Below are 22524 nucleotides of genomic sequence, written 5' to 3'. Positions count from 1 at the left end.
CCCTAACCCTCTCCCACCGGGAGAGGGAATATGATCACGCGATCTGCTTCCCTTCCATCAACCGCTGTACCAGCGGCGTCATGATGAGCTCCATCGCCAGCCCCATTTTTCCGCCCGGCACCACTAATGTATTCATGTGCGAAATAAACGAGCCCTGCAGCATGGCCAGCAGCCAGGGGTAATCAATGCCTTCGAGGTTGCGGAAATGGATCACCACGAAACTCTCATCCAGCGACGGGATGCTTTTGGCCGCGAATGGGTTGGAGGTGTCGACTGTCGGTACTCGCTGGAAGTTAATATGGGTACGGGAGAACTGCGGCGTCAGGAAGTTGATGTAATCCTCCATGGAGCGCACCACGGAGTCCATGACCGCTTCTCGTGAATGGCCGCGCTCGCTCATGTCACGCGTCAGCTTCTGGATCCACTCCAGGTTAACGATCGGTACCACGCCAACCAGCAGATCCACATGGCGCGCCACGTCGTGATGGGGAGTTACCACGCCGCCATGCAGCCCTTCATAAAACAGCACGTCGGTGGGTTCCGGCAGGGGTTGCCAGGGGGTAAAGGTGCCCGGCACCTGGTTCCATGGCACGGCTTCATCGTAAGTATGCAGATACTTGCGGGATTGCCCTGTGCCGCTCTTGCCATATTCGACGAAGGTTTGCTCCAGCAGGCCGAAGTCATTGGCTTCCGGGCCAAAGTAGCTGATGTGTTTACCCAGATCGCGCGCTTTACGGATGGCCATGTCCATCTCCGGGCGCGTATAGCGGTGAAAGCTGTCGCCTTCGACCTCCGCCGCACGGAGATTCAGCTGGGCGAAAATCTTGCGAAATGCGAGGCTGGTGGTGGTGGTTCCCGCACCACTCGACCCCGTAACGGCAATAACCGGATGTCTGGCAGACATAGCAACTCCCTGACTGGAAAGGTTGAAAGATCAGCCGTGAAACGCGTTGCGGGGCATGATATTGACCGTCTCATGCAGTTCTGACCATACCAGCACCACGTCGCCGCTTTTGAGCTGGCGCTTTACATCGTTGACCTTTTGCTCGAGCGAGCGTTCTTGTTCACCATAATCTGTGCCTTCGCGTAATACAAAGCTTTCAATCAGATTATCGAGCGTTTCGGGAGCCAGATCCTGCCAGGGAATGATCATTTTGCACCGTCCAGATACGGGGTTAACCAGTCAGGAATACGCGTCTCAAGCCACATTTTCGGGCGACGCAGTGTGCCACCGATAAACCCGACGTGGCCGCCATGCTCCGTCAACTGATAGTGAACGTTGTCGGGCAGGAATTCCTGAGCGGGAATCGAATGATGATCCATAAACGGGTCATCTTTGGCATGAATGATCAGCGTCGGCTGCGTAATCTTGCTGAGCAGCGGCATGGCGCTGCACTGACGATAGTAGTCAATCGCGTCGGCAAAGCCGTGGATTTTTGCAGTGATCAGATCGTCGAACTCGCGAATGCGACGCACTTTTTTTAACTGACGCAGACTTATCGGAAGCGTCTCCGGGTAGGCTTTCAGTTTGCGCGCCGCGTTTGCTTTCAGCAGGTTAAGCAGGTAGCGCTGATAGACGCGGGAAAAACCTTTATCCATATGGTAGCTACACTGCTCCAGCATAAATGGTGCAGAGACAATGACGGCGGCATCCAGCGGGACGCTTTCGCCCTCTTTGGCCAGCAGACAAGCCAGCATATTCCCGCCCAGCGAGTAGCCCACGGCTGCCGTTGGCACGGTGCCATAGTTTTCCCGCAGCCAGTGTAAAAACCACGTACCGTCCTCGGTTTCACCCGAGTGATAAATGCGTTTCTGGCGATTTGGCTCGCCGCTACAGCCGCGAAAATGCATCACCACACCGAGCCATCCACGCGCTTTTGCCGCCTCAATTAACCCGTGCGCATACGGACTGTGCAGGCTGCCTTCCAGACCGTGAAAGACCACCAGACGCGGCTTATGGTGAGCCTGTTCCGGTTCCTCGCTCCAGGCGAGATCCAGAAAGTCTCCGTCCGGTAAATCCAGCCGTTGCCAGTGCGGGGTGAACTGAACCTTGCGACGGATAAGCCGTGGCAGCATGGTCTGTAGGTGGCGATTGGACACGCCGCGCATGGGCACGAACTCAGCGCTCTCTTCAGTAGCTATGTCGAAGTCTGATGGAATGATTTGGGTCATAACGATGCGATGCTAATTCTTGTCAGTTATTTACTATAATCGCTTCCAGCTGTTCCTGAGCGTCCAGCCACGCCATCTCGCACTCTTCGAGGCTGGATTTCGTTTTGGCCTGAGTTTGCAGACAGTCAGTCAGCTCAGCTTTGCGGCTCTGGTCATACAGACCGCTATCGCCCAGCTTCTCTTCAACGGTAGCGAGTGTCGCATTAAGTTTTTCCATCTCTTTTTCGAGACGGGCGATCTCTTTGCGTAGCGGCTGTGTCTGGGTGCGAAGTTCCGCGTCGCGGCGCTTTTGGTCTTTACGCGCCTGCGCGCTGTTGGCGTTCTCTTTCGCGGACTCTTCCGGCTGGTTTTCCAGCTTCTGCACGTCGGTCAGCCACTGCTGGTAGTCTTCCAGGTCACCGTCGAATGGTTCAACTTTGCCGTCATGCACTAAGTAGAGATCGTCCGTGGTGGAGCGGATCAGGTGGCGATCGTGCGAGACGACAACCAGCGCGCCTTCAAACTCAATCAGCGCTTCAGTTAGCGCCTGACGCATATCGAGATCCAGGTGGTTAGTCGGTTCATCAAGAAGCAGCAGGTTCGGACGTTGCCAGACGATCAGTGCCAGCACCAGACGGGCCTTTTCGCCACCGGAGAAGCGCTCGGTGTTTTCGGTGACCTTATCACCCTGGAAGCCAAAACCGCCGAGGTAGTCACGTAGCTTCTGCTCCATCTCCTGCGGCGCCAGACGCGCGAGGTGCTGAATCGGGGATTCATCCGCGCGTAAAAATTCCAGCTGATGCTGGGCGAAGTAACCCAGCTTGATGCCCTTCGCGAGACCGATTTCACCGCTGACCGGGTTAAGCTCGCCCGCCAGCAGTTTGATCAACGTTGATTTACCTGCACCGTTGCGTCCCAGCAGGCCAATGCGCGAACCCGGCACCAGGTTGAGCTTGATGGAGTCGAGAATAGTGCGTTCGCCGTAGCCCGCGCTGACTTTTTCCATCTTCAGCAGTGGGTTTGGCAGGCTTTCCGGCGCGCGGAAGCTGAAGTGGAACGGGTTATCCACGTGCGCCGGGGCAATCATCTCCATGCGTTCCAGCATTTTGATGCGGCTCTGGGCCTGTTTCGCTTTTGACGCTTTGGCCTTGAAGCGATCCACAAAGCTTTGCAGATGCGCCACGCGCTGCTGCTGGCTTTCATACATGGACTGCTGCTGGGCAAGACGCGTCGCGCGCTGGCGCTCGAAGGAGCTGTAGTTGCCGGTGTACTCGAACATCGTTTGCTGTTCGATATGAATGATTTTATCCACCACCGGGTCGAGAAAGTCGCGGTCGTGGGAGATCAGAATCAGAGTGCCCTGATAGCTCTTGAGCCACTTCTCCAGCCAAATAACCGCATCGAGATCCAGGTGGTTCGTCGGTTCATCGAGCAACAACAGATCGGAGCGGCAGATCAGTGCCTGCGCCAGGTTGAGGCGCATACGCCAGCCGCCCGAGAAGTCGCTGACCGGGCGTTCCAGCTGTTCATTGCTGAAGCCCAGGCCGTGCAGCAGGCTGGAGGCGCGGGAGCGAATGGTCCATGCGTCGATGGCGTCCAGCTTGCCGTGAACGGTGGCGATGGCGTGACCGTCGTTGCGCTCGTTGGCGGCGTTAAGTTCCGCTTCCAGCTTACGGTATTCACGGTCACCGTCGATAACATAGTCGAGAGCCGGTTCGCTCAGGGCGGGCGTCTCCTGGTTCACCCAGGCGAGCTGCCAGTTCCCCGGGAAGGTAAAGTTACCGCCATCCGCGCTAATCTCGTTTTTCAGCAGCGCCAGCAGAGTGGATTTACCACAGCCGTTTTTGCCGACCAGACCCACTTTTTGGCCAGGGTTGATGGTTGCAGTGGCGTTATCCAGCAGGACGCGCACGCCGCGACGAATTTGTAACGAGGAGAAAACAATCATAGAAGCGCCGTATGTTCCGACTATGTTAATTTGTCATTATGATAATGTAAGGTGTGGGCTATTTTCCGCACCGGGCCGCCATGGTAGCCCAAAACAACGACAATACACAAAAACAGAAACAAGACCGGGAGGGGAATGATGTCTCAGACAGCAAAAGTGCTGCTGCTGTATGCCCATCCGGAATCTCAGGACTCGGTGGCAAACCGGGTGCTGCTTAAGCCGGCCACACAGCTCAGTAACGTGACGGTGCACGATCTTTACGCGCACTATCCTGATTTCTTTATTGATATCCCTTACGAGCAGGAACTGCTGCGTCAGCACGACGTCATTGTGTTCCAGCATCCGCTTTATACCTACAGCTGCCCGGCGCTGCTAAAAGAGTGGCTGGACCGCGTGCTGAGCAGGGGATTCTCCAGTGGGGTAGGGGGCAACCAACTGGCGGGAAAGTACTGGCGTAGCGTTATTACTACCGGTGAACCGGAAAGCGCATACCGTTATGACGGGCTGAACCGCTATCCGATGAGTGACATCCTGCGTCCATTCGAACTGACGGCAGCGATGTGTCGTATGCACTGGATGAGCCCGATTATTATCTACTGGGCACGTCGTCAGGATCCGAAAGAACTGGCAAGCCACGCCAGAGCGTATGGTGAATGGCTGGCGTCACCGATTCCGGCAGGAGGACGTTAATGGAAGGATCGAATCTGCTCCTTGCCGGAGTGCTGTTTTTATTTGCGGCCGTCGTCGCGGTTCCGCTTGCTGCACGTATTGGAATAGGTGCAGTGCTGGGCTATCTGCTGGCAGGGATCGCGATTGGCCCCTGGGGACTTGGATTCATCAGCGATGTAGATGAGATTCTCCATTTCTCCGAGCTGGGTGTGGTGTTCCTGATGTTCATCATCGGCCTTGAGCTGAACCCCTCTAAATTGTGGCAACTCAGACGCTCTATCTTCGGTGTGGGTGCTGCACAGGTGCTGTTCAGCGCCGCGATTCTGGGGGGCCTGTTAATGCTGACCAACTTCTCCTGGCAGGCGGCGGTGATCGGTGGGATAGGTCTTGCGATGTCGTCGACGGCAATGGCGCTTCAGTTAATGCGCGACAAAGGGATGAACCGCAACGAAGCAGGGCAACTGGGTTTTTCGGTGCTGCTGTTTCAGGATCTGGCGGTGATCCCCGCGCTGGCTCTGGTGCCGCTATTGGCAGGCTCCGGCGACGATCACTTTGACTGGGCAAAAATCGCCATGAAGGTGCTGGCCTTCGCCGGTATGCTGATTGGCGGACGTTTCCTGTTACGCCCTGTGTTCCGCTTTATTGCCGCGTCGGGCGTACGGGAGGTGTTCACCGCTGCGACGCTGCTGCTGGTGCTGGGATCGGCGCTGTTTATGGATGCGCTGGGGCTGTCGATGGCGCTCGGGACCTTCATTGCCGGGGTGCTGCTTGCTGAGAGCGAATATCGTCACGAACTGGAAATTGCCATCGATCCCTTCAAAGGGCTGCTGTTAGGGCTTTTCTTTATTTCGGTGGGTATGGCGCTTAACCTTGGCGTTCTTTATACCCATCTGCTGTGGGTTGTCGTGAGCGTTGCCATTCTGGTGGCGGTGAAAACACTGGTGCTGTATGTCATGTCGCGCATTTACGGGCTACGCAGTTCGGAACGTATGCAGTTTGCCAGCGTATTAAGCCAGGGAGGCGAGTTCGCGTTTGTGCTGTTTTCCACTGCATCTTCCCAGAAGCTGTTTAAAGACGATCAGATGGCTCTGCTGCTGGTGACGGTGACGCTGTCCATGATGACCACGCCGCTGTTGATGAAGCTGGTGGATAAACTTCTGTCACGCCGCCTGAATCCCGCTGATGATGAAGACGAAGCGCCGTGGGTGGAAGACGATAAGCCGCAGGTGATTGTGGTGGGCTTTGGCCGTTTCGGACAGGTTATCGGACGTTTGCTGATGGCGAACAAAATGCGCATTACGGTGCTGGAGCGTGATATCAGCGCGGTTAATCTGATGCGTAAATATGGCTACAAGGTGTATTACGGCGATGCGACCCAGCTCGAGCTACTGCGCTCGGCGGGAGCGGAGGCAGCAGAGTCTATCGTGATTACCTGTAACGATCCGGAAGACACGATGAAGCTGGTGGAGTTGTGTCAGCAGCATTTCCCGCATCTGCATATTCTGGCGCGTGCGCGGGGACGTGTTGAAGCCCACGAATTGTTGCAGGCGGGTGTGAAACACTTCTCCCGTGAGACGTTCTCCAGTGCGCTGGAGCTGGGACGCAAGGCGTTGATCTCGCTCGGTATGCATCCACATCAGGCGCAGCGTGCGCAAATGCACTTCCGCCGGCTGGATATGCGAATGCTGCGTGAGCTGATGCCGGTACATACGGATACCGCGCAGATCTCACGCGTGCGGGAAGCGCGTCGCGAGCTGGAGGAGATTTTCCAGCGAGAGATGCAACTGGAACGACGCCAGCTTGATGGCTGGGATGAATTTGAATAAAGGGTAACGAAAGATGGCTGTACGTAAACGCTTTATTGCGGGTGCAAAATGCCCGACCTGCCAGGCGCAAGATACTCTGGCGATGTGGCGGGAAAATAATATTGATGTTGTTGAGTGTGTTAAGTGCGGTCACCAGATGCGTGAGGCTGATAAAGAGGCCCGCGATCACGTTCGCAAAGAAGAGCAAGTGATCGGGATTTTTCATCCGGACTAGCGATATGTCCTGAGTTTTTTTAAGCTAAAGGGTACACGGGTGCAGATTTCCGCTACAATCTGCGCCAGCAATTTTCCCACGCTCAGGAGATATCATGAAAGTAGCAAAAGACCTGGTGGTCAGCCTGGCCTATCAGGTACGTACAGAAGACGGTGTGTTGGTTGATGAGTCTCCGGTGAGTGCGCCGCTTGACTACCTGCATGGTCACGGTTCCCTGATTTCCGGCCTGGAAAACGCGCTGGAAGGTCATGAAGTTGGCGACAAATTTGATGTTGCTGTAGGCGCGAACGACGCTTACGGTCAGTATGATGACAACCTGGTTCAGCGCGTTCCTAAAGACGTGTTCATGGGCGTTGACGAACTGCAGGTTGGCATGCGCTTCCTGGCTGAAACTGACCAGGGTCCGGTTCCTGTTGAAATCACCGAAGTGGAAGACGACCACGTTGTGGTTGACGGTAACCACATGCTGGCTGGTCAGAACCTGAAGTTCAACGTAGAAGTTGTTGCGATCCGTGAAGCAACCGAAGAAGAACTGGCTCATGGCCACGTTCACGGTGCGCATGGTCACGACCATGACCACGATCACGGCCACGACGGCTGCTGCGGTGGTCACGGCCACGATCACGACCACGGTAAAGGTGGTTGCGGCAACGGTGGCTGCGGTTGCCACTAATTCCGCCAGGCGGAAAATAAAAAAGCGGGAGATTCCCGCTTTTTTTACGCCTCAATAATGAGGTGGTGGCGTCTCTTCTGACTGAGAGGCAATGTTCGACGGCTGCGTAGCCTTCAGCTTTTCCGTCAGCAGGCGCATATGATCCCGCAGTTTTGCCATTTCGAGCTCATGTGCAGTCACGGTCTGGTTTAGCTCTTCGATGGTGATGTCCTGAAAAGCCAGGCGGCTTTCCAGCTCAGCCATTCTCGCTTCTAATGCAGTATCCTTCATCATTCACCTCGTTTATTTCAGATTCACCATAATGGCCCAGCGGCGGCGCAGTTTAACTGAGTTTATCCTGAAGTACAGTCTGCATCCCTTTGGCAGGAAACTTATTTAAACAAAAATAGTCTGAAAAGTGGCGAGAATTGGAAGTGTCTGTCTGTAGATTTCTTCCGCAACGTTTTATAGTACGTAACTCATTTACGTTTAACGCTGGGGTGAGAGTCCCCAGGCCCTGGAGATATGGATGAAATCACTGTTTAAAGTAACGCTGCTGGCGACGACGATGGCTGTTGCGCTGAACGCGCCGCTGTCATTCGCTGCTGATACTGCTGCGAAGCCTGCTGCCACTGCAGACAGCAAAGCGGCGTTCAAAAATGACGACCAGAAATCCGCCTACGCACTCGGCGCATCTCTGGGTCGTTACATGGAAAACTCTCTGAAAGAACAAGAGAAACTGGGCATCAAACTGGATAAAGCTCAGCTGATCGCGGGCGTTCAGGACGCATTTGCTGATAAGAGCAAGCTGTCTGACCAGGAGATCGAACAGACTCTGCAGGCGTTCGAAGCGCGTGTGAAAGGTGCCGCTCAGACTAAGATGGATGCGGACGCTAAAGAAAACGAAGCCAAAGGCAAAGCCTATCGCGATACCTTTGCTAAAGAGAAAGGTGTGAAAACCTCCTCTACTGGCCTGGTGTACAAAGTTGAGAAAGAAGGCACCGGCGATGCGCCTAAAGACAGCGACACTGTTGTCGTGAACTACAAAGGTACGCTGATCGACGGTAAAGAGTTCGATAACTCTTACACCCGCGGTGAGCCGCTCTCCTTCCGTCTGGATGGTGTGATCCCTGGCTGGACTGAAGGCCTGAAAAACATCAAAAAAGGCGGCAAGATCAAGCTGGTTATCCCACCAGATCTGGCGTACGGCAAAACCGGCGTTCCGGGTATCCCTGCCAATTCTACGCTGGTCTTTGACGTAGAGCTGCTGGATATCAAACCGGCACCGAAAGCGGACGCTAAAGCAGACGCACCGGCTGACGATAAAGCCGCTGCTGCTAAGAAGTAACGCTGAAAAAAAACCGCCGCCTTTAAGGCGGCGGTTTTTTTATTATGGGGCAGATATAATTAACACTGGAAAGCGTTATACCCGCTGTATTAATTTAGTTGTCCGTGTAGATAATGAGCCTGCCCTGAAAACCTAACGACAGGCTCCTGAAAAGGAGTGTTTTTTTCATGTCCAGGTCGCTTTTAACCAACGAAACCAGTGAACTTGATTTGCTGGATCAACGTCCTTTTGACCAGACCGACTTCGATATTCTGAAATCGTATGAAGCGGTGGTGGACGGGTTAGCGATGCTCATTGGCTCCCACTGCGAAATCGTATTGCACTCCTTGCAAGATCTGAAGTGTTCCGCCATCCGCATTGCCAATGGTGAGCATACTGGCCGTAAAATTGGTTCGCCAATCACCGACCTTGCATTGCGTATGTTGCATGACATGACCGGCGCGGACAGCAGCGTCTCCAAATGCTATTTCACCCGCGCCAAAAGCGGCGTGCTAATGAAATCAGAAACTATCGCGATTCGAAACCGCGAGCATCGTGTGATTGGACTGCTGTGCATCAACATGAACCTTGATGTGCCATTCTCGCAAATCATGAGCACCTTTATTCCACCAGAAACGCCAGATGTTGGCTCTTCCGTTAACTTTGCCTCTTCTGTTGAAGATCTTGTGACTCAGACGCTTGAGTTCACCATTGAAGAGGTGAACGCCGACCGCAACGTATCGAACAACGCCAAGAATCGCCAGATCGTGCTGAATCTCTATGAGAAAGGGATTTTTGATATTAAAGACGCCATCAACCAGGTTGCCGATCGTCTGAATATCTCCAAGCACACGGTTTACCTCTATATTCGCCAGTTCAAGAGCGGTGATTTCCTGGGGCAAGACAAGTAATGCGTTTTGCGTTAATGGTGACAGGCCCGGCGTACGGTACTCAGCAGGCCAGCAGCGCGCTGCAGTTTGCGCATGCGCTGCTGAAGGCCGGACATGAACTGGTGAGCGTCTTCTTTTATCGGGAAGGGGTGTATAACGCGAACCAGTTTACGTCACCGGCGAGTGATGAGTTTGACCTGGTGCGTGCCTGGCAGGCATTAAACGAAAAGCAGGGCGTTGAACTGCATATCTGCGTGGCGGCGGCACTGCGCCGCGGCGTGACCGATGCAACCGAAGCCGCGCGTCTTGGTTTATCGGGTTCTAACCTGCAGCCCGGTTTTTCGTTGAGTGGTCTGGGTGCACTGGCACAGGCAGCGTTAACCTGCGACAGAGTGGTGCAATTCTGATGAAGCGTATCGCGTTTGTTTTTTCCTCAGCGCCGCACGGTAGTGCGTCCGGCAGAGAAGGGCTGGATGCGCTGCTCGCGACCTCAGCATTGACTGAAGATATCGGCGTCTTCTTTTTGGGGGACGGTGTGTTCCAGCTTCTGGCGGGTCAACAGCCGCAAGCCGTTCTCGCGCGCGATTACATCGCGACGTTCAAAGTGTTACCGCTGTACGATATCGAAACGTTCTATGTCTGCACCGACTCTCTGGCCGCACGGGGTTTAAACGAGGCCACGCCTTTCGTGCTGGATGTGACGTGTCTGTCCTCCATAGCACTGCGCGAACACCTTTCCCACTACGATACCGTTCTGACTTTCTGAGGCTGCCATGCTCCATACTCTGAGCCATTCACCGTGGCAATGTGATATCGACGCGTTACTGAGTATGCTGCGCGAAGGTGATGACCTGCTGCTGATTCAGGATGGCGTACTTGCCGCACTGGAAGGCAGTCGTTTCGTTGAAATGCTCACGAATGCCCCCATAACTGTCTCTGCGCTGAAGGACGATCTGGATGCGCGGGGTCTTTCTGGTCAAATTTCAGCCAAAATTGACGTGGTTGGCTATACTGATTTCGTCAATCTTACTGTGAAGCATGCCAGTCAAATGAACTGGTGATTTGAGATCGCTGTATATTTCTTGACACCTTTTCGACGTAGCCCTAAAATTTCGCGTCCTCATATTGTATGAGGTCGATTTATTACGTGTTTACGAAGCAAAAGCTAAAACCAGGAGCTATTTAATGGCAACAGTTAACCAGCTGGTACGCAAACCACGTGCACGCAAAGTTGCGAAAAGCAACGTGCCTGCGCTGGAAGCCTGCCCGCAGAAACGTGGCGTATGTACTCGTGTATATACCACCACTCCTAAAAAACCAAACTCCGCACTGCGTAAAGTATGCCGTGTGCGTTTGACTAACGGTTTCGAAGTGACTTCCTACATCGGTGGTGAAGGTCACAACCTGCAGGAGCACTCCGTGATCCTGATCCGTGGCGGTCGTGTTAAAGACCTTCCGGGTGTTCGTTACCACACCGTTCGTGGTGCGCTGGACTGCTCAGGTGTTAAAGACCGTAAGCAGGCTCGCTCCAAGTACGGCGTGAAGCGTCCTAAGGCTTAATGGTTCTCCGTTAAGTAAGGCCAAACTGATTTATCTTAATGTCACACTAAACTCTTTGAGTTTTGGACAATCCTGAATTAACAACGGAGTATTCCCATGCCACGTCGTCGCGTCATTGGTCAGCGTAAAATTCTTCCAGATCCGAAATTCGGATCAGAACTGCTGGCAAAATTTGTAAATATCCTGATGGTAGATGGTAAAAAATCTACTGCAGAAGCAATCGTATACAGCGCGCTTGAGACCCTGGCTCAGCGTTCTGGTAAAAATGAACTGGAAGCTTTCGAAGTCGCTCTCGACAACGTTCGCCCGACTGTAGAAGTTAAGTCCCGCCGCGTTGGTGGTTCTACTTATCAGGTTCCAGTTGAAGTTCGTCCGGTTCGTCGTAATGCTCTGGCAATGCGTTGGATCGTTGAAGCTGCTCGTAAACGCGGTGATAAATCCATGGCTCTGCGTCTGGCGAACGAACTTTCTGATGCTGCAGACAACAAAGGTACTGCAGTTAAGAAACGTGAAGACGTTCACCGTATGGCAGAAGCCAACAAGGCGTTCGCACACTACCGTTGGTAATCCCTTCGGAGTATTAGTCACCAGGCGGGCGCTTCAGAGAAGCCGCCCGCTCTGGGTAACTTAACTGAACGCCTAAAGATATAACGAGGAATCAAATGGCTCGTACAACACCCATCGCACGCTACCGTAACATCGGTATCAGTGCGCACATCGACGCCGGTAAAACCACTACTACCGAACGTATTCTGTTCTACACCGGTGTAAACCATAAAATCGGTGAAGTTCATGACGGCGCAGCCACCATGGACTGGATGGAACAGGAGCAGGAGCGTGGTATTACTATCACCTCCGCAGCGACTACTGCATTCTGGTCAGGTATGGCTAAGCAGTACGAACCGCATCGCGTAAACATCATCGACACCCCAGGGCACGTTGACTTCACCATCGAAGTAGAACGTTCCATGCGTGTTCTTGACGGCGCGGTAATGGTTTATTGCGCAGTTGGTGGTGTTCAGCCACAGTCTGAAACCGTATGGCGTCAGGCGAACAAATATAAAGTTCCACGCATCGCGTTCGTTAACAAAATGGACCGTATGGGTGCTAACTTCCTGAAAGTTGTTGGCCAGATCAAAACCCGTCTGGGCGCGAACCCTGTTCCGCTGCAGCTGGCAATTGGTGCTGAAGAAGGCTTCACCGGCGTTATCGACCTGGTGAAAATGAAAGCCATCAACTGGAACGATGCAGACCAGGGCGTTACCTTCGAATACGAAGATATCCCAGCTGCAATGCAGGACCTGGCTGACGAATGGCACCAGAACCTGATCGAATCCGCTGCTGAAGCTTCTGAAGAGCTGATGGAGAAATACCTGGGTGGTGAAGAACTGACTGAAGAAGAGATCAAAAAAGCTCTGCGTCAGCGCGTTCTGAACAACGAAATCATCCTGGTAACCTGTGGTTCTGCGTTCAAGAACAAAGGTGTTCAGGCGATGCTGGATGCGGTAGTTGACTACCTGCCATCCCCGGTTGACGTTCCTGCGATCAACGGCATCCTGGACGACGGTAAAGATACTCCGGCTGAGCGTCACGCAAGCGACGAAGAGCCATTCTCTGCACTGGCGTTCAAAATTGCTACCGACCCATTCGTGGGTAACCTGACCTTCTTCCGCGTTTACTCTGGTGTGGTTAACTCCGGTGACACCATCCTGAACTCCGTGAAAGCGGCGCGTGAACGTTTTGGCCGTATCGTACAGATGCACGCTAACAAACGTGAAGAAATCAAAGAAGTTCGTGCGGGCGACATCGCTGCAGCTATCGGTCTGAAAGACGTGACCACTGGTGACACCCTGTGTGACCCAGATCACCCAATCATTCTGGAGCGTATGGAATTCCCTGAGCCGGTAATCTCCATCGCAGTTGAACCAAAAACCAAAGCTGACCAGGAAAAAATGGGTCTGGCTCTGGGCCGTCTGGCGAAAGAAGATCCATCATTCCGCGTATGGACTGATGAAGAATCTAACCAGACCATCATCGCTGGTATGGGTGAACTGCACCTGGACATCATCGTTGACCGTATGAAGCGTGAATTCAACGTTGAAGCGAACGTGGGTAAACCTCAGGTTGCTTACCGCGAAGCGATTCGCGCGAAAGTTACCGATGTTGAAGGTAAACACGCTAAGCAGTCTGGTGGTCGCGGTCAGTACGGTCACGTTGTGATCGACATGTACCCACTGGAGCCGGGCTCTAACCCTAAAGGTTACGAGTTCATCAACGACATCAAAGGTGGTGTAATTCCTGGTGAATACATCCCAGCCGTTGATAAAGGCATCCAGGAACAGCTGAAAGCGGGCCCTCTGGCTGGCTATCCGGTTGTTGACATGGGTATCCGTCTGCACTTCGGTTCTTACCACGACGTTGACTCCTCTGAACTGGCGTTTAAACTGGCTGCGTCTATTGCCTTTAAAGAAGGCTTTAAGAAAGCAAAACCAGTTCTGCTTGAGCCAATCATGAAGGTTGAAGTAGAAACTCCTGAAGAGAACACCGGTGACGTTATCGGTGACTTGAGCCGTCGTCGCGGTATGCTGCGTGGTCAGGAATCCGAAGTAACTGGCGTTAAGATCCACGCTGAAGTTCCACTGTCTGAAATGTTCGGATATGCAACTCAGCTGCGTTCTCTGACCAAAGGTCGTGCATCATACACCATGGAATTCCTGAAGTATGATGATGCGCCTAACAACGTTGCTCAGGCCGTTATTGAAGCCCGTGGTAAGTAATCCACAGGATTAAAACCTAAGTCCCGTGCTCTCTCCAAAGGGGAGAGCACTATAGTAAGGAATATAGCCGTGTCTAAAGAAAAATTTGAACGTACAAAACCGCACGTCAACGTTGGTACTATCGGCCACGTTGACCATGGTAAAACTACCCTGACCGCTGCAATCACTACCGTTCTGGCTAAAACCTACGGTGGTTCTGCTCGTGCATTCGACCAGATCGATAACGCACCAGAAGAAAAAGCTCGTGGTATCACCATCAACACCTCCCACGTTGAGTACGACACCCCGACTCGCCACTACGCACACGTAGACTGCCCGGGCCACGCCGACTATGTTAAAAACATGATCACCGGTGCTGCGCAGATGGACGGCGCGATCCTGGTTGTTGCTGCGACTGACGGCCCAATGCCTCAGACTCGTGAGCACATCCTGCTGGGTCGTCAGGTAGGCGTTCCTTACATCATCGTGTTCCTGAACAAGTGCGACATGGTTGATGACGAAGAGCTGCTGGAACTGGTAGAGATGGAAGTTCGTGAACTGCTGTCTCAGTACGATTTCCCAGGCGACGATACCCCAATCGTTCGTGGTTCTGCTCTGAAAGCGCTGGAAGGCGACGCAGAGTGGGAAGCGAAAATCATCGAACTGGCTGGCTTCCTGGATTCTTACATCCCAGAACCAGAGCGTGCGATTGACAAGCCATTCCTGCTGCCAATCGAAGACGTATTCTCCATCTCCGGTCGTGGTACCGTTGTTACCGGTCGTGTAGAGCGCGGTATCATCAAAGTTGGTGAAGAAGTTGAAATCGTTGGTATCAAAGAGACTGCGAAGTCTACCTGTACTGGCGTTGAAATGTTCCGCAAACTGCTGGACGAAGGCCGTGCTGGTGAGAACGTTGGTGTTCTGCTGCGTGGTATCAAACGTGAAGAAATCGAACGTGGTCAGGTTCTGGCGAAGCCAGGCTCAATCAAGCCACACACCAAGTTCGAATCTGAAGTGTACATTCTGTCCAAAGACGAAGGCGGCCGTCATACTCCGTTCTTCAAAGGCTACCGTCCACAGTTCTACTTCCGTACTACTGACGTGACCGGTACCATCGAACTGCCAGAAGGCGTAGAGATGGTAATGCCAGGCGACAACATCAAGATGGTTGTGACTCTGATCCACCCAATCGCGATGGACGACGGTCTGCGTTTCGCAATCCGTGAAGGCGGCCGTACCGTTGGCGCGGGCGTGGTTGCTAAAGTTCTGGGCTAATTAATTATCCCCGAATAAAAAAGGACGCTTCGGCGTCCTTTTTTGTTTTCTGCCACTCAAGCACTGTCACAAAATTTCGCATTTTTTGCCTGCTCCCGCCCCGTATTGTGGCGTTTGTGCTATTGTAATCATAACCATTCTCACTTACACTTTGCGCATAATTTGAACGGGAGTCTCTATGTACGTTTGTTTATGTAATGGTGTAAGCGACAAGAAAATACGTCAGGCCGTTCGCCAGTTTCAGCCTCAGTCATTTCAGCAGCTACGCAAATTTGTTCCGGTGGGAAATCAATGTGGTAAATGTGTACGTGCTGCGCGAGAGATCATGCAGGACGAATTGATGCAGATCCCGGAATACAAAGAGATCGCGTAAGCGCCCATCTTTTTTTTGACATCCCTGTAGCCCGATCTACGCTTCAATGAGTGGAAGCGGAGGGACTATATAATGAAAGGTGATGTTAAAATCATAAGTTATCTCAATAAATTATTGGGAAATGAGCTTGTCGCAATCAACCAGTACTTTCTTCACGCGAGAATGTTTAAAAACTGGGGACTTAAACGTCTAAACGACGTTGAGTACCATGAATCTATTGATGAGATGAAACACGCTGATAAATATATCGAGCGTATTTTATTCCTTGAAGGCATTCCAAACCTGCAGGATCTCGGAAAGCTGGGCATCGGAGAAGATGTCGAAGAGATGCTGCGTTCTGACCTCAGGCTCGAACTTGAAGGCGCCAAAGATCTCCGTGAAGCTATTGCCTATGCGGATAGTGTCCATGATTACGTCAGCCGCGACATGATGATCCAGATCCTGGCCGACGAAGAGGGTCATATTGACTGGCTGGAAACTGAGCTGGATCTCATCGCTAAGATTGGCCTGCAAAACTACCTTCAGTCGCAGATTAAAGTGGAAGAGTAACCAGCGTCTTCCAGCCAACGCATAAACCCGCAGCTGCCAGAAATGGCCCAAAAGGCAGCGGGTTTTTTATTGCCTCTTTATCAGAGGTGAGTAATGAAAAAACAAGAATGCTAAGTAATGCCATAAGCGCAGCGAGTAATGCCAGGGTTGGCAGCACGCACCAACCATGCCAGGCGCCAAGCGCAGACAGGTATTTAACATCGCCATATCCCATCCCTTCACGCCGGCAGATAAATCGATAGCCCCAGTAAATAACGGCAAAGCCAAAATATCCTGCCATTGCCCCCATCACCGCACTCGCCAAAAAATCAGGATGGATACAAAGCTGAAAGAGCAGGCCTACCCATAGCAGCGGACAGAGAAATTTATCGGGAAGCAGTCCGTAGCGAATATCAGCATGAACAAGAAAGGCAGTCAGCGAAGAATAGATCAGCAAAAAGGTGAGGGTGGTTAACATCGAAAAGGCCTCAAAGGGGTTTGAGCGCATACTCGTTGTAACCTGCTTAACCGGCAATACACAAAAGCAGCAATTGCGTAGCGGGTCCAGACAAAGATTCGACAAGGAATACATTGCATAAAAAGTTGCGCGCCCTTACGCAAGCTGCGTCTTTGGCGCTTAATTTCTAAACGACACTTGCGTCTTGCCCAGATTTACGTATAATGCGCGGGCTTGTCGTAATTGACGGCGGGTTCAATCAGAACCAGAGTAGCTCATTTTGTTACTCAACAATGCTCCCAATTGGGGAGCTACGTAAGAACGGTTACACTCTCCCATCAATCGTAATGGGTTTGAGGAGTAATCATTTTCGTTTATAAAATAATTGGAGCTCTGGTCTCATGCAGAACCAAAGAATCCGTATCCGCCTTAAAGCGTTTGATCATCGTCTGATCGATCAATCAACCGCGGAAATCGTCGAGACTGCTAAGCGCACTGGTGCGCAAGTCCGTGGTCCGATCCCGCTGCCGACCCGCAAAGAGCGCTTCACCGTTCTGATCTCCCCGCACGTTAACAAAGACGCGCGTGATCAGTACGAAATCCGCACTCACAAGCGTCTGGTTGACATCGTTGAGCCAACTGAGAAAACCGTTGATGCTCTGATGCGTCTGGATCTGGCTGCCGGTGTAGACGTGCAGATCAGCCTGGGTTAATCAGGTCATCGAGCGATTGAGAGGTTGAAACAATGATTGGTTTAGTCGGTAAAAAAGTGGGTATGACCCGCATCTTCACTGAAGATGGCGTTTCTATCCCAGTAACCGTAATCGAAGTTGAAGCAAACCGCGTTACTCAGGTTAAAGATCTGGCTAACGATGGCTACCGCGCTATTCAGGTTACCACTGGTGCTAAAAAAGCTAACCGTGTAACCAAACCAGAAGCGGGTCACTTCGCTAAAGCTGGCGTAGAAGCTGGCCGTGGTCTGTGGGAATTCCGTCTTGCTGAAGGCGAAGAGTTCACCGTAGGTCAGGACATTAGCGTTGAGCTGTTTGCTGACGTTAAAAAAGTTGACGTAACCGGTACCTCTAAAGGTAAAGGTTTTGCTGGTACCGTTAAGCGCTGGAACTTCCGTACCCAGGACGCTACCCACGGTAACTCCTTGTCTCACCGCGTTCCGGGTTCTATCGGTCAGAACCAGACTCCGGGCAAAGTGTTCAAAGGCAAGAAAATGGCAGGTCAGCTGGGTAACGAACGTGTAACCGTTCAGAGCCTGGACGTAGTACGTGTTGACGCTGAGCGCAACCTGCTGCTGGTTAAAGGTGCAGTTCCGGGTGCAACCGGTAGCGACCTGATCGTTAAACCAGCTGTGAAGGCGTAAGGGGATAGCAATGGAATTAGTATTGAAAGACGCGCAGAGCGCGCTGACTGTTTCCGAAACTACCTTCGGTCGTGATTTCAACGAAGCGCTGGTTCACCAGGTTGTTGTTGCTTATGCAGCTGGTGCTCGTCAGGGTACTCGTGCTCAGAAGACTCGTGCTGAAGTAACTGGTTCCGGCAAAAAGCCATGGCGCCAGAAAGGTACCGGCCGTGCGCGTTCAGGTTCTATCAAGAGCCCGATCTGGCGTTCAGGTGGCGTGACCTTCGCTGCGCGTCCACAGGACCACAGTCAAAAAGTTAACAAAAAGATGTACCGCGGCGCGCTGAAAAGCATCCTGTCCGAACTGGTACGTCAGGATCGTCTGATCGTTGTCGAGAAGTTCTCTGTAGAAGCGCCTAAAACTAAGCTGCTGGCACAGAAACTGAAAGACATGGCTCTGGAAGATGTGCTGATCATCACCGGTGAGCTGGACGAGAACCTGTTCCTGGCCGCACGTAACCTGCACAAGGTTGACGTACGCGATGCGACTGGTATCGACCCGGTTAGCCTGATCGCCTTCGACAAAGTCGTAATGACTGCTGATGCTGTTAAGCAAGTTGAGGAGATGCTGGCATGATTCGTGAAGAACGTCTGCTGAAGGTGCTTCGCGCACCGCACGTTTCTGAAAAAGCGTCTACTGCGATGGAAAAAACAAACACCATCGTTCTCAAAGTTGCTAAAGACGCGACCAAAGCAGAGATCAAAGCTGCTGTGCAGAAACTGTTTGAAGTCGAAGTCGAAGTCGTTAACACCCTGGTAGTTAAAGGGAAAGTTAAACGTCACGGACAGCGTATCGGTCGTCGTAGCGACTGGAAAAAAGCTTACGTCACCCTGAAAGAAGGCCAGAATCTGGACTTCGTTGGCGGCGCTGAGTAAGTCGGAGGAGTAATACAATGGCAGTTGTTAAATGTAAACCGACATCTCCGGGTCGTCGCCACGTAGTTAAAGTGGTTAACCCTGAGCTGCACAAGGGCAAACCTTTTGCTCCGTTGCTGGAAAAAAACAGCAAATCCGGTGGTCGTAACAACAATGGCCGTATCACCACTCGTCACATCGGTGGTGGCCACAAGCAGGCTTATCGTATTGTTGACTTCAAACGCAACAAAGACGGTATCCCAGCAGTTGTTGAACGTCTTGAGTACGATCCGAACCGTTCCGCGAACATCGCGCTGGTTCTGTACAAAGACGGCGAACGCCGTTACATCCTGGCCCCTAAAGGCCTGAAAGCTGGCGACCAGATTCAGTCTGGCGTTGATGCTGCAATCAAAGCAGGTAACACCCTGCCGATGCGCAATATCCCGGTTGGTTCTACCGTTCATAACGTAGAAATGAAACCAGGTAAAGGCGGTCAGCTGGCACGTTCCGCTGGTACTTACGTTCAGATCGTTGCTCGTGATGGTGCTTATGTCACCCTGCGTCTGCGTTCTGGTGAAATGCGTAAAGTCGAAGCAGACTGCCGTGCAACCCTGGGCGAAGTTGGCAATGCTGAGCATATGCTGCGCGTTCTGGGTAAAGCAGGTGCTGCACGCTGGCGTGGTGTTCGTCCTACCGTTCGCGGTACTGCGATGAACCCAGTCGACCACCCACATGGTGGTGGTGAAGGTCGTAACTTTGGTAAGCACCCGGTAACTCCGTGGGGCGTTCAGACCAAAGGTAAGAAGACCCGCAGCAACAAGCGTACTGATAAATTTATCGTACGTCGCCGTAGCAAATAATTTTAGAGGATAAGCCATGCCACGTTCTCTCAAGAAAGGTCCTTTTATTGACCTGCACTTGCTGAAGAAGGTAGAGAAAGCGGTGGAAAGCGGAGACAAGAAGCCCCTGCGCACTTGGTCCCGTCGTTCAACGATCTTTCCTAACATGATCGGTTTGACCATCGCTGTCCATAATGGTCGTCAGCACGTTCCAGTCTTTGTTACCGACGAAATGGTTGGTCACAAACTGGGTGAATTCGCACCGACTCGTACTTATCGCGGCCACGCTGCTGATAAAAAAGCGAAGAAGAAATAAGGTAGGAGGAAGAGATGGAAACTTTAGCTCAACATCGCCATGCTCGTTCTTCTGCACAGAAGGTTCGCCTTGTTGCTGACCTGATTCGCGGTAAGAAAGTGTCGCAGGCCCTGGACATCCTGACCTATACCAACAAGAAAGCTGCGGTATTGGTCAAGAAAGTACTGGAATCTGCCATTGCTAACGCTGAACACAACGATGGCGCTGACATCGACGATCTGAAAGTCGCGAAAATTTTCGTAGATGAAGGCCCAAGCATGAAGCGCATTATGCCGCGTGCGAAAGGTCGTGCAGATCGCATCCTGAAGCGCACCAGCCACATTACTGTGGTTGTGTCCGATCGCTGAGACTCTGGAGACTAGCAATGGGTCAGAAAGTACATCCTAATGGTATTCGCCTGGGTATTGTAAAACCATGGAACTCTACCTGGTTTGCGAACACCAAAGAATTCGCTGACAACCTGGACAGCGATTTTAAAGTACGTCAGTACCTGACTAAGGAACTGGCTAAAGCGTCTGTATCTCGTATCGTTATCGAGCGTCCAGCTAAGAGCATCCGTGTGACTATCCACACTGCTCGTCCTGGCATCGTTATCGGTAAGAAAGGCGAAGACGTAGAAAAACTGCGCAAGGTCGTAGCGGATATCGCTGGCGTTCCTGCACAGATCAATATCGCTGAAGTTCGTAAGCCTGAACTGGACGCTAAATTGGTTGCTGACAGCATCACTTCACAGCTGGAACGTCGTGTTATGTTCCGTCGTGCTATGAAGCGTGCTGTACAGAACGCAATGCGTCTGGGCGCTAAAGGTATCAAAGTTGAAGTTAGCGGCCGTCTGGGCGGCGCGGAAATCGCACGTACCGAATGGTACCGTGAAGGTCGCGTACCGCTGCACACTCTGCGTGCTGACATCGACTACAACACCTCTGAAGCGCACACCACTTACGGTGTAATCGGCGTTAAGGTATGGATCTTCAAAGGTGAGATCCTGGGTGGTATGGCTGCTGTTGAACAACCGGAAAAACCGGCTGCTCAACCTAAAAAGCAGCAGCGTAAAGGCCGTAAATAAGGAGCGTCGCTGATGTTACAACCAAAGCGTACAAAATTCCGTAAAGTGCACAAAGGCCGCAACCGTGGTCTGGCGCAGGGTACGGATGTTAGCTTCGGCACTTTCGGTCTGAAAGCTGTTGGCCGTGGTCGTCTGACTGCACGTCAGATCGAAGCAGCACGTCGTGCAATGACCCGTGCAGTTAAGCGTCAAGGTAAAATTTGGATCCGTGTATTCCCGGACAAACCAATTACCGAGAAGCCGCTGGAAGTTCGTATGGGTAAAGGTAAAGGTAACGTGGAGTACTGGGTTGCCTTGATCCAACCGGGCAAAGTCCTGTATGAAATGGACGGTGTTCCGGAAGAGCTGGCCCGTGAAGCCTTCGGCCTGGCAGCAGCGAAACTGCCTATCAAAACCACCTTTGTAACTAAGACGGTGATGTAATGAAAGCAAAAGAGCTGCGTGAAAAAAGCGTTGAAGAGCTGAACGCTGAGCTGCTGAACCTGCTGCGTGAGCAGTTCAACCTGCGTATGCAGGCTGCAAGTGGCCAGCTGCAACAGACTCACCTGCTGAAGCAAGTGCGTCGCAATGTTGCACGCGTTAAGACTTTACTGACTCAGAAGGCGGGTGCGTAATGACCGATAAAATCCGTACTCTGCAAGGTCGTGTTGTTAGCGACAAAATGGAGAAATCCATTGTTGTAGCTATCGAACGTATTGTGAAACACCCGATCTACGGTAAATTCATCAAGCGTACGACCAAACTGCACGTACATGACGAGAACAACGAATGTGGTATCGGCGACAAGGTTGAAATCCGTGAATGCCGTCCACTGTCCAAGACTAAGTCCTGGACGCTGGTTCGCGTTGTAGAGAAAGCGGTTCTGTAATACAGTACGCATTCTCAATACGAATAAACGGCTCAGCGATGAGCCGTTTATTTTTTCTACCCATATTGCAGAAGCGGTGTTATAATGCCGCGCCCTCGATATGGGGCTTTTTAACGGCTCTGATTTTAGAGTCTCAGGTAGTAGTTGACATTAGCGGAGCACTAAAATGATCCAAGAACAGACTATGCTGAACGTCGCCGACAACTCCGGTGCACGTCGCGTAATGTGTATCAAGGTTCTGGGTGGCTCGCACCGTCGCTACGCAGGCGTAGGCGACATCATCAAGATCACCATCAAGGAAGCAATTCCACGTGGTAAGGTCAAAAAAGGTGATGTGCTGAAGGCGGTAGTGGTGCGCACCAAGAAGGGTGTTCGTCGCCCTGACGGTTCTGTCATTCGCTTCGATGGTAATGCATGCGTTATTTTAAACAATAACAGCGAGCAGCCTATCGGCACGCGTATCTTTGGGCCGGTAACTCGTGAACTTCGTACTGAGAAGTTCATGAAAATTATCTCTCTGGCACCAGAAGTACTCTAAGG

Annotated in this window: 33 protein-coding genes; 27 read left to right on the top strand and 6 right to left on the bottom strand. The window is 52.2% G+C overall.

The window, feature by feature from the left end; all coding sequences use genetic code 11:
- Positions 1-34: 34 nt before the first annotated feature.
- The 4 genes from LCD46_21005 to LCD46_20990 are packed head-to-tail and all read right to left on the bottom strand — an operon-like array spanning position 35 to position 4099.
- Positions 35-904: a phosphoribulokinase gene (locus LCD46_21005; protein ID UOY70474.1), complete on the bottom strand. Its 870-nt coding sequence runs from the start codon at positions 902-904 to the stop codon at positions 35-37.
- A 30-nt stretch (positions 905-934) separates the two neighbouring features.
- Positions 935-1153: a YheU family protein gene (locus tag LCD46_21000; protein UOY70473.1), complete on the bottom strand. Its 219-nt coding sequence runs from the start codon at positions 1151-1153 to the stop codon at positions 935-937.
- Positions 1150-2172 (bottom strand): hydrolase, encoded by a 1023-nt coding sequence (locus LCD46_20995; protein ID UOY70472.1) that lies wholly within the window; start codon positions 2170-2172, stop codon positions 1150-1152. The genes LCD46_21000 and LCD46_20995 overlap by 4 nt, the downstream gene beginning before the upstream one ends.
- A gap of 22 nt (positions 2173-2194) precedes the next feature.
- Positions 2195-4099 (bottom strand): ABC transporter ATP-binding protein, encoded by a 1905-nt coding sequence (locus tag LCD46_20990; GenBank protein UOY70471.1) that lies wholly within the window; start codon positions 4097-4099, stop codon positions 2195-2197.
- Positions 4100-4234: 135 nt separating this feature from the next.
- On the opposite strand from LCD46_20990, the gene kefG reads away from it, so the two are divergent.
- From kefG to slyD, 4 genes are all read left to right on the top strand, one after another.
- A complete protein-coding gene (gene kefG, locus LCD46_20985; protein ID UOY70470.1) occupies positions 4235-4789 on the top strand; it encodes a glutathione-regulated potassium-efflux system ancillary protein KefG in 555 nt (184 codons plus the stop codon).
- The gene (gene kefB, locus LCD46_20980) at positions 4789-6594 is read left to right on the top strand and encodes a glutathione-regulated potassium-efflux system protein KefB (GenBank protein UOY70469.1); all 1806 of its coding nucleotides are present in this window, start codon (positions 4789-4791) and stop codon (positions 6592-6594) included. Before kefG ends, kefB begins: the two co-directional genes overlap by 1 nt.
- 13 nt (positions 6595-6607) lie before the next feature.
- Positions 6608-6808 carry a YheV family putative metal-binding protein gene (locus LCD46_20975; GenBank protein UOY70468.1) on the top strand — a complete coding sequence of 67 codons (201 nt, stop codon included), beginning with the start codon at positions 6608-6610 and terminating at the stop codon, positions 6806-6808.
- A 94-nt stretch (positions 6809-6902) separates the two neighbouring features.
- The gene (gene slyD, locus LCD46_20970; protein ID UOY70467.1) at positions 6903-7481 is read left to right on the top strand and encodes a peptidylprolyl isomerase; all 579 of its coding nucleotides are present in this window, start codon (positions 6903-6905) and stop codon (positions 7479-7481) included.
- A gap of 51 nt (positions 7482-7532) precedes the next feature.
- Here the strand turns inward: slyD and LCD46_20965 are convergent, their stop codons facing one another.
- A complete protein-coding gene (locus tag LCD46_20965) occupies positions 7533-7751 on the bottom strand; it encodes a SlyX family protein (GenBank protein UOY73018.1) in 219 nt (72 codons plus the stop codon).
- Positions 7752-7989: 238 nt separating this feature from the next.
- Here LCD46_20965 and fkpA point away from each other — a divergent pair, with 238 nt between their 5' ends.
- From fkpA to bfr, 11 genes are all read left to right on the top strand, one after another.
- The gene (gene fkpA, locus LCD46_20960) at positions 7990-8808 is read left to right on the top strand and encodes an FKBP-type peptidyl-prolyl cis-trans isomerase (protein ID UOY70466.1); all 819 of its coding nucleotides are present in this window, start codon (positions 7990-7992) and stop codon (positions 8806-8808) included.
- A gap of 167 nt (positions 8809-8975) precedes the next feature.
- Entirely contained in the window at positions 8976-9698 is a 723-nt protein-coding gene (locus LCD46_20955) for a transcriptional regulator (protein ID UOY70465.1), read from the top strand.
- Positions 9698-10084 (top strand): sulfurtransferase complex subunit TusD, encoded by a 387-nt coding sequence (gene tusD / locus LCD46_20950; GenBank protein UOY70464.1) that lies wholly within the window; start codon positions 9698-9700, stop codon positions 10082-10084. The genes LCD46_20955 and tusD overlap by 1 nt, the downstream gene beginning before the upstream one ends.
- On the top strand, positions 10084-10443 hold the full coding sequence (gene tusC, locus LCD46_20945; protein UOY70463.1) for a sulfurtransferase complex subunit TusC: 360 nt from the start codon (positions 10084-10086) through the stop codon (positions 10441-10443). Before tusD ends, tusC begins: the two co-directional genes overlap by 1 nt.
- Before the next feature lie 7 nt (positions 10444-10450).
- Positions 10451-10738: a sulfurtransferase complex subunit TusB gene (gene tusB / locus LCD46_20940; GenBank protein UOY70462.1), complete on the top strand. Its 288-nt coding sequence runs from the start codon at positions 10451-10453 to the stop codon at positions 10736-10738.
- Between the two features lie 124 nt (positions 10739-10862).
- Positions 10863-11237 (top strand): 30S ribosomal protein S12, encoded by a 375-nt coding sequence (gene rpsL, locus LCD46_20935; GenBank protein ID UOY70461.1) that lies wholly within the window; start codon positions 10863-10865, stop codon positions 11235-11237.
- Positions 11238-11333: 96 nt separating this feature from the next.
- Positions 11334-11804 carry a 30S ribosomal protein S7 gene (gene rpsG / locus LCD46_20930; GenBank protein UOY70460.1) on the top strand — a complete coding sequence of 157 codons (471 nt, stop codon included), beginning with the start codon at positions 11334-11336 and terminating at the stop codon, positions 11802-11804.
- 95 nt (positions 11805-11899) lie between these two features.
- The gene (fusA, locus tag LCD46_20925; GenBank protein UOY70459.1) at positions 11900-14014 is read left to right on the top strand and encodes an elongation factor G; all 2115 of its coding nucleotides are present in this window, start codon (positions 11900-11902) and stop codon (positions 14012-14014) included.
- A 69-nt stretch (positions 14015-14083) separates the two neighbouring features.
- Positions 14084-15268 (top strand): elongation factor Tu, encoded by a 1185-nt coding sequence (gene tuf, locus LCD46_20920; GenBank protein UOY70458.1) that lies wholly within the window; start codon positions 14084-14086, stop codon positions 15266-15268.
- A 178-nt stretch (positions 15269-15446) separates the two neighbouring features.
- On the top strand, positions 15447-15641 hold the full coding sequence (gene bfd, locus LCD46_20915) for a bacterioferritin-associated ferredoxin (GenBank protein UOY70457.1): 195 nt from the start codon (positions 15447-15449) through the stop codon (positions 15639-15641).
- A 72-nt stretch (positions 15642-15713) separates the two neighbouring features.
- Positions 15714-16190, top strand: a complete 477-nt coding sequence (gene bfr / locus LCD46_20910) for a bacterioferritin (GenBank protein UOY70456.1) — start codon at positions 15714-15716, stop codon at positions 16188-16190.
- Here the strand turns inward: bfr and LCD46_20905 are convergent.
- On the bottom strand, positions 16174-16647 hold the full coding sequence (locus LCD46_20905; GenBank protein UOY70455.1) for an A24 family peptidase: 474 nt from the start codon (positions 16645-16647) through the stop codon (positions 16174-16176). The two genes, bfr and LCD46_20905, sit on opposite strands and share 17 nt — an antisense overlap.
- Positions 16648-17027: 380 nt before the next feature.
- On the opposite strand from LCD46_20905, the gene rpsJ reads away from it, so the two are divergent.
- From rpsJ to rplN, 12 genes are all read left to right on the top strand, one after another.
- Positions 17028-17339 carry a 30S ribosomal protein S10 gene (gene rpsJ, locus LCD46_20900; protein UOY70454.1) on the top strand — a complete coding sequence of 104 codons (312 nt, stop codon included), beginning with the start codon at positions 17028-17030 and terminating at the stop codon, positions 17337-17339.
- Positions 17340-17371: 32 nt separating this feature from the next.
- Entirely contained in the window at positions 17372-18001 is a 630-nt protein-coding gene (rplC, locus tag LCD46_20895; protein UOY70453.1) for a 50S ribosomal protein L3, read from the top strand.
- 10 nt (positions 18002-18011) lie between these two features.
- Positions 18012-18617, top strand: a complete 606-nt coding sequence (rplD, locus tag LCD46_20890) for a 50S ribosomal protein L4 (GenBank protein UOY70452.1) — start codon at positions 18012-18014, stop codon at positions 18615-18617.
- Positions 18614-18916, top strand: a complete 303-nt coding sequence (gene rplW, locus LCD46_20885) for a 50S ribosomal protein L23 (protein ID UOY70451.1) — start codon at positions 18614-18616, stop codon at positions 18914-18916. Before rplD ends, rplW begins: the two co-directional genes overlap by 4 nt.
- 17 nt (positions 18917-18933) lie before the next feature.
- Positions 18934-19755 carry a 50S ribosomal protein L2 gene (gene rplB, locus LCD46_20880; GenBank protein ID UOY70450.1) on the top strand — a complete coding sequence of 274 codons (822 nt, stop codon included), beginning with the start codon at positions 18934-18936 and terminating at the stop codon, positions 19753-19755.
- A 16-nt stretch (positions 19756-19771) separates the two neighbouring features.
- A complete protein-coding gene (gene rpsS, locus LCD46_20875) occupies positions 19772-20050 on the top strand; it encodes a 30S ribosomal protein S19 (GenBank protein ID UOY70449.1) in 279 nt (92 codons plus the stop codon).
- 14 nt (positions 20051-20064) lie between these two features.
- The gene (gene rplV, locus LCD46_20870; GenBank protein ID UOY70448.1) at positions 20065-20397 is read left to right on the top strand and encodes a 50S ribosomal protein L22; all 333 of its coding nucleotides are present in this window, start codon (positions 20065-20067) and stop codon (positions 20395-20397) included.
- A 17-nt stretch (positions 20398-20414) separates the two neighbouring features.
- Complete coding sequence (gene rpsC / locus LCD46_20865; protein UOY70447.1) at positions 20415-21116, top strand: 30S ribosomal protein S3; 702 nt, start codon at positions 20415-20417, stop codon at positions 21114-21116.
- Positions 21117-21128: 12 nt separating this feature from the next.
- Positions 21129-21539, top strand: coding sequence for a 50S ribosomal protein L16 (rplP, locus tag LCD46_20860; GenBank protein ID UOY70446.1), 411 nt, complete (start codon positions 21129-21131; stop codon positions 21537-21539).
- Positions 21539-21730 carry a 50S ribosomal protein L29 gene (rpmC, locus tag LCD46_20855; GenBank protein ID UOY70445.1) on the top strand — a complete coding sequence of 64 codons (192 nt, stop codon included), beginning with the start codon at positions 21539-21541 and terminating at the stop codon, positions 21728-21730. The genes rplP and rpmC overlap by 1 nt, the downstream gene beginning before the upstream one ends.
- Positions 21730-21984: a 30S ribosomal protein S17 gene (gene rpsQ, locus LCD46_20850; GenBank protein UOY70444.1), complete on the top strand. Its 255-nt coding sequence runs from the start codon at positions 21730-21732 to the stop codon at positions 21982-21984. The genes rpmC and rpsQ overlap by 1 nt, the downstream gene beginning before the upstream one ends.
- A 166-nt stretch (positions 21985-22150) precedes the next feature.
- Positions 22151-22522 carry a 50S ribosomal protein L14 gene (rplN, locus tag LCD46_20845; protein ID UOY70443.1) on the top strand — a complete coding sequence of 124 codons (372 nt, stop codon included), beginning with the start codon at positions 22151-22153 and terminating at the stop codon, positions 22520-22522.
- Positions 22523-22524: the final 2 nt, after the last annotated feature.

Source organism: Enterobacter ludwigii, assembly GCA_023023105.1.
In the GTDB taxonomy this organism is placed as follows: Bacteria; Pseudomonadota; Gammaproteobacteria; order Enterobacterales; family Enterobacteriaceae; genus Enterobacter; species Enterobacter adelaidei.
Note: the sequence above shows the minus strand (reverse complement) of the source record. Positions and strands in the feature narration are given on the sequence as shown.

Bases quoted from the DNA above. Each gene is read 5' to 3' on its own strand.
- rplD (UOY70452.1), top strand. From the start codon at position 18,012: ATGGAATTAGTATTGAAAGACGCGCAGAGCGCGCTGACTGTTTCCGAA.
- rplV (UOY70448.1), top strand. From the start codon at position 20,065: ATGGAAACTTTAGCTCAACATCGCCATGCTCGTTCTTCTGCACAGAAG.
- LCD46_20975 (UOY70468.1), top strand. From the start codon at position 6,608: ATGGCTGTACGTAAACGCTTTATTGCGGGTGCAAAATGCCCGACCTGC.
- rpmC (UOY70445.1), top strand. From the start codon at position 21,539: ATGAAAGCAAAAGAGCTGCGTGAAAAAAGCGTTGAAGAGCTGAACGCT.
- tusC (UOY70463.1), top strand. From the start codon at position 10,084: ATGAAGCGTATCGCGTTTGTTTTTTCCTCAGCGCCGCACGGTAGTGCG.
- rpsQ (UOY70444.1), top strand. From the start codon at position 21,730: ATGACCGATAAAATCCGTACTCTGCAAGGTCGTGTTGTTAGCGACAAA.
- kefG (UOY70470.1), top strand. From the start codon at position 4,235: ATGATGTCTCAGACAGCAAAAGTGCTGCTGCTGTATGCCCATCCGGAA.
- rplB (UOY70450.1), top strand. From the start codon at position 18,934: ATGGCAGTTGTTAAATGTAAACCGACATCTCCGGGTCGTCGCCACGTA.
- bfr (UOY70456.1), top strand. From the start codon at position 15,714: ATGAAAGGTGATGTTAAAATCATAAGTTATCTCAATAAATTATTGGGA.
- tusB (UOY70462.1), top strand. From the start codon at position 10,451: ATGCTCCATACTCTGAGCCATTCACCGTGGCAATGTGATATCGACGCG.
- LCD46_20990 (UOY70471.1), bottom strand. From the start codon at position 4,099: ATGATTGTTTTCTCCTCGTTACAAATTCGTCGCGGCGTGCGCGTCCTG.
- rpsC (UOY70447.1), top strand. From the start codon at position 20,415: ATGGGTCAGAAAGTACATCCTAATGGTATTCGCCTGGGTATTGTAAAA.
- rplC (UOY70453.1), top strand. From the start codon at position 17,372: ATGATTGGTTTAGTCGGTAAAAAAGTGGGTATGACCCGCATCTTCACT.
- tusD (UOY70464.1), top strand. From the start codon at position 9,698: ATGCGTTTTGCGTTAATGGTGACAGGCCCGGCGTACGGTACTCAGCAG.
- LCD46_20995 (UOY70472.1), bottom strand. From the start codon at position 2,172: ATGACCCAAATCATTCCATCAGACTTCGACATAGCTACTGAAGAGAGC.
- LCD46_20955 (UOY70465.1), top strand. From the start codon at position 8,976: ATGTCCAGGTCGCTTTTAACCAACGAAACCAGTGAACTTGATTTGCTG.
- kefB (UOY70469.1), top strand. From the start codon at position 4,789: ATGGAAGGATCGAATCTGCTCCTTGCCGGAGTGCTGTTTTTATTTGCG.
- bfd (UOY70457.1), top strand. From the start codon at position 15,447: ATGTACGTTTGTTTATGTAATGGTGTAAGCGACAAGAAAATACGTCAG.
- rpsS (UOY70449.1), top strand. From the start codon at position 19,772: ATGCCACGTTCTCTCAAGAAAGGTCCTTTTATTGACCTGCACTTGCTG.
- rplW (UOY70451.1), top strand. From the start codon at position 18,614: ATGATTCGTGAAGAACGTCTGCTGAAGGTGCTTCGCGCACCGCACGTT.
- rplN (UOY70443.1), top strand. From the start codon at position 22,151: ATGATCCAAGAACAGACTATGCTGAACGTCGCCGACAACTCCGGTGCA.
- fusA (UOY70459.1), top strand. From the start codon at position 11,900: ATGGCTCGTACAACACCCATCGCACGCTACCGTAACATCGGTATCAGT.
- LCD46_21005 (UOY70474.1), bottom strand. From the start codon at position 904: ATGTCTGCCAGACATCCGGTTATTGCCGTTACGGGGTCGAGTGGTGCG.
- rpsL (UOY70461.1), top strand. From the start codon at position 10,863: ATGGCAACAGTTAACCAGCTGGTACGCAAACCACGTGCACGCAAAGTT.
- LCD46_21000 (UOY70473.1), bottom strand. From the start codon at position 1,153: ATGATCATTCCCTGGCAGGATCTGGCTCCCGAAACGCTCGATAATCTG.
- slyD (UOY70467.1), top strand. From the start codon at position 6,903: ATGAAAGTAGCAAAAGACCTGGTGGTCAGCCTGGCCTATCAGGTACGT.
- rplP (UOY70446.1), top strand. From the start codon at position 21,129: ATGTTACAACCAAAGCGTACAAAATTCCGTAAAGTGCACAAAGGCCGC.
- LCD46_20905 (UOY70455.1), bottom strand. From the start codon at position 16,647: ATGTTAACCACCCTCACCTTTTTGCTGATCTATTCTTCGCTGACTGCC.
- fkpA (UOY70466.1), top strand. From the start codon at position 7,990: ATGAAATCACTGTTTAAAGTAACGCTGCTGGCGACGACGATGGCTGTT.
- rpsJ (UOY70454.1), top strand. From the start codon at position 17,028: ATGCAGAACCAAAGAATCCGTATCCGCCTTAAAGCGTTTGATCATCGT.
- rpsG (UOY70460.1), top strand. From the start codon at position 11,334: ATGCCACGTCGTCGCGTCATTGGTCAGCGTAAAATTCTTCCAGATCCG.
- LCD46_20965 (UOY73018.1), bottom strand. From the start codon at position 7,751: ATGAAGGATACTGCATTAGAAGCGAGAATGGCTGAGCTGGAAAGCCGC.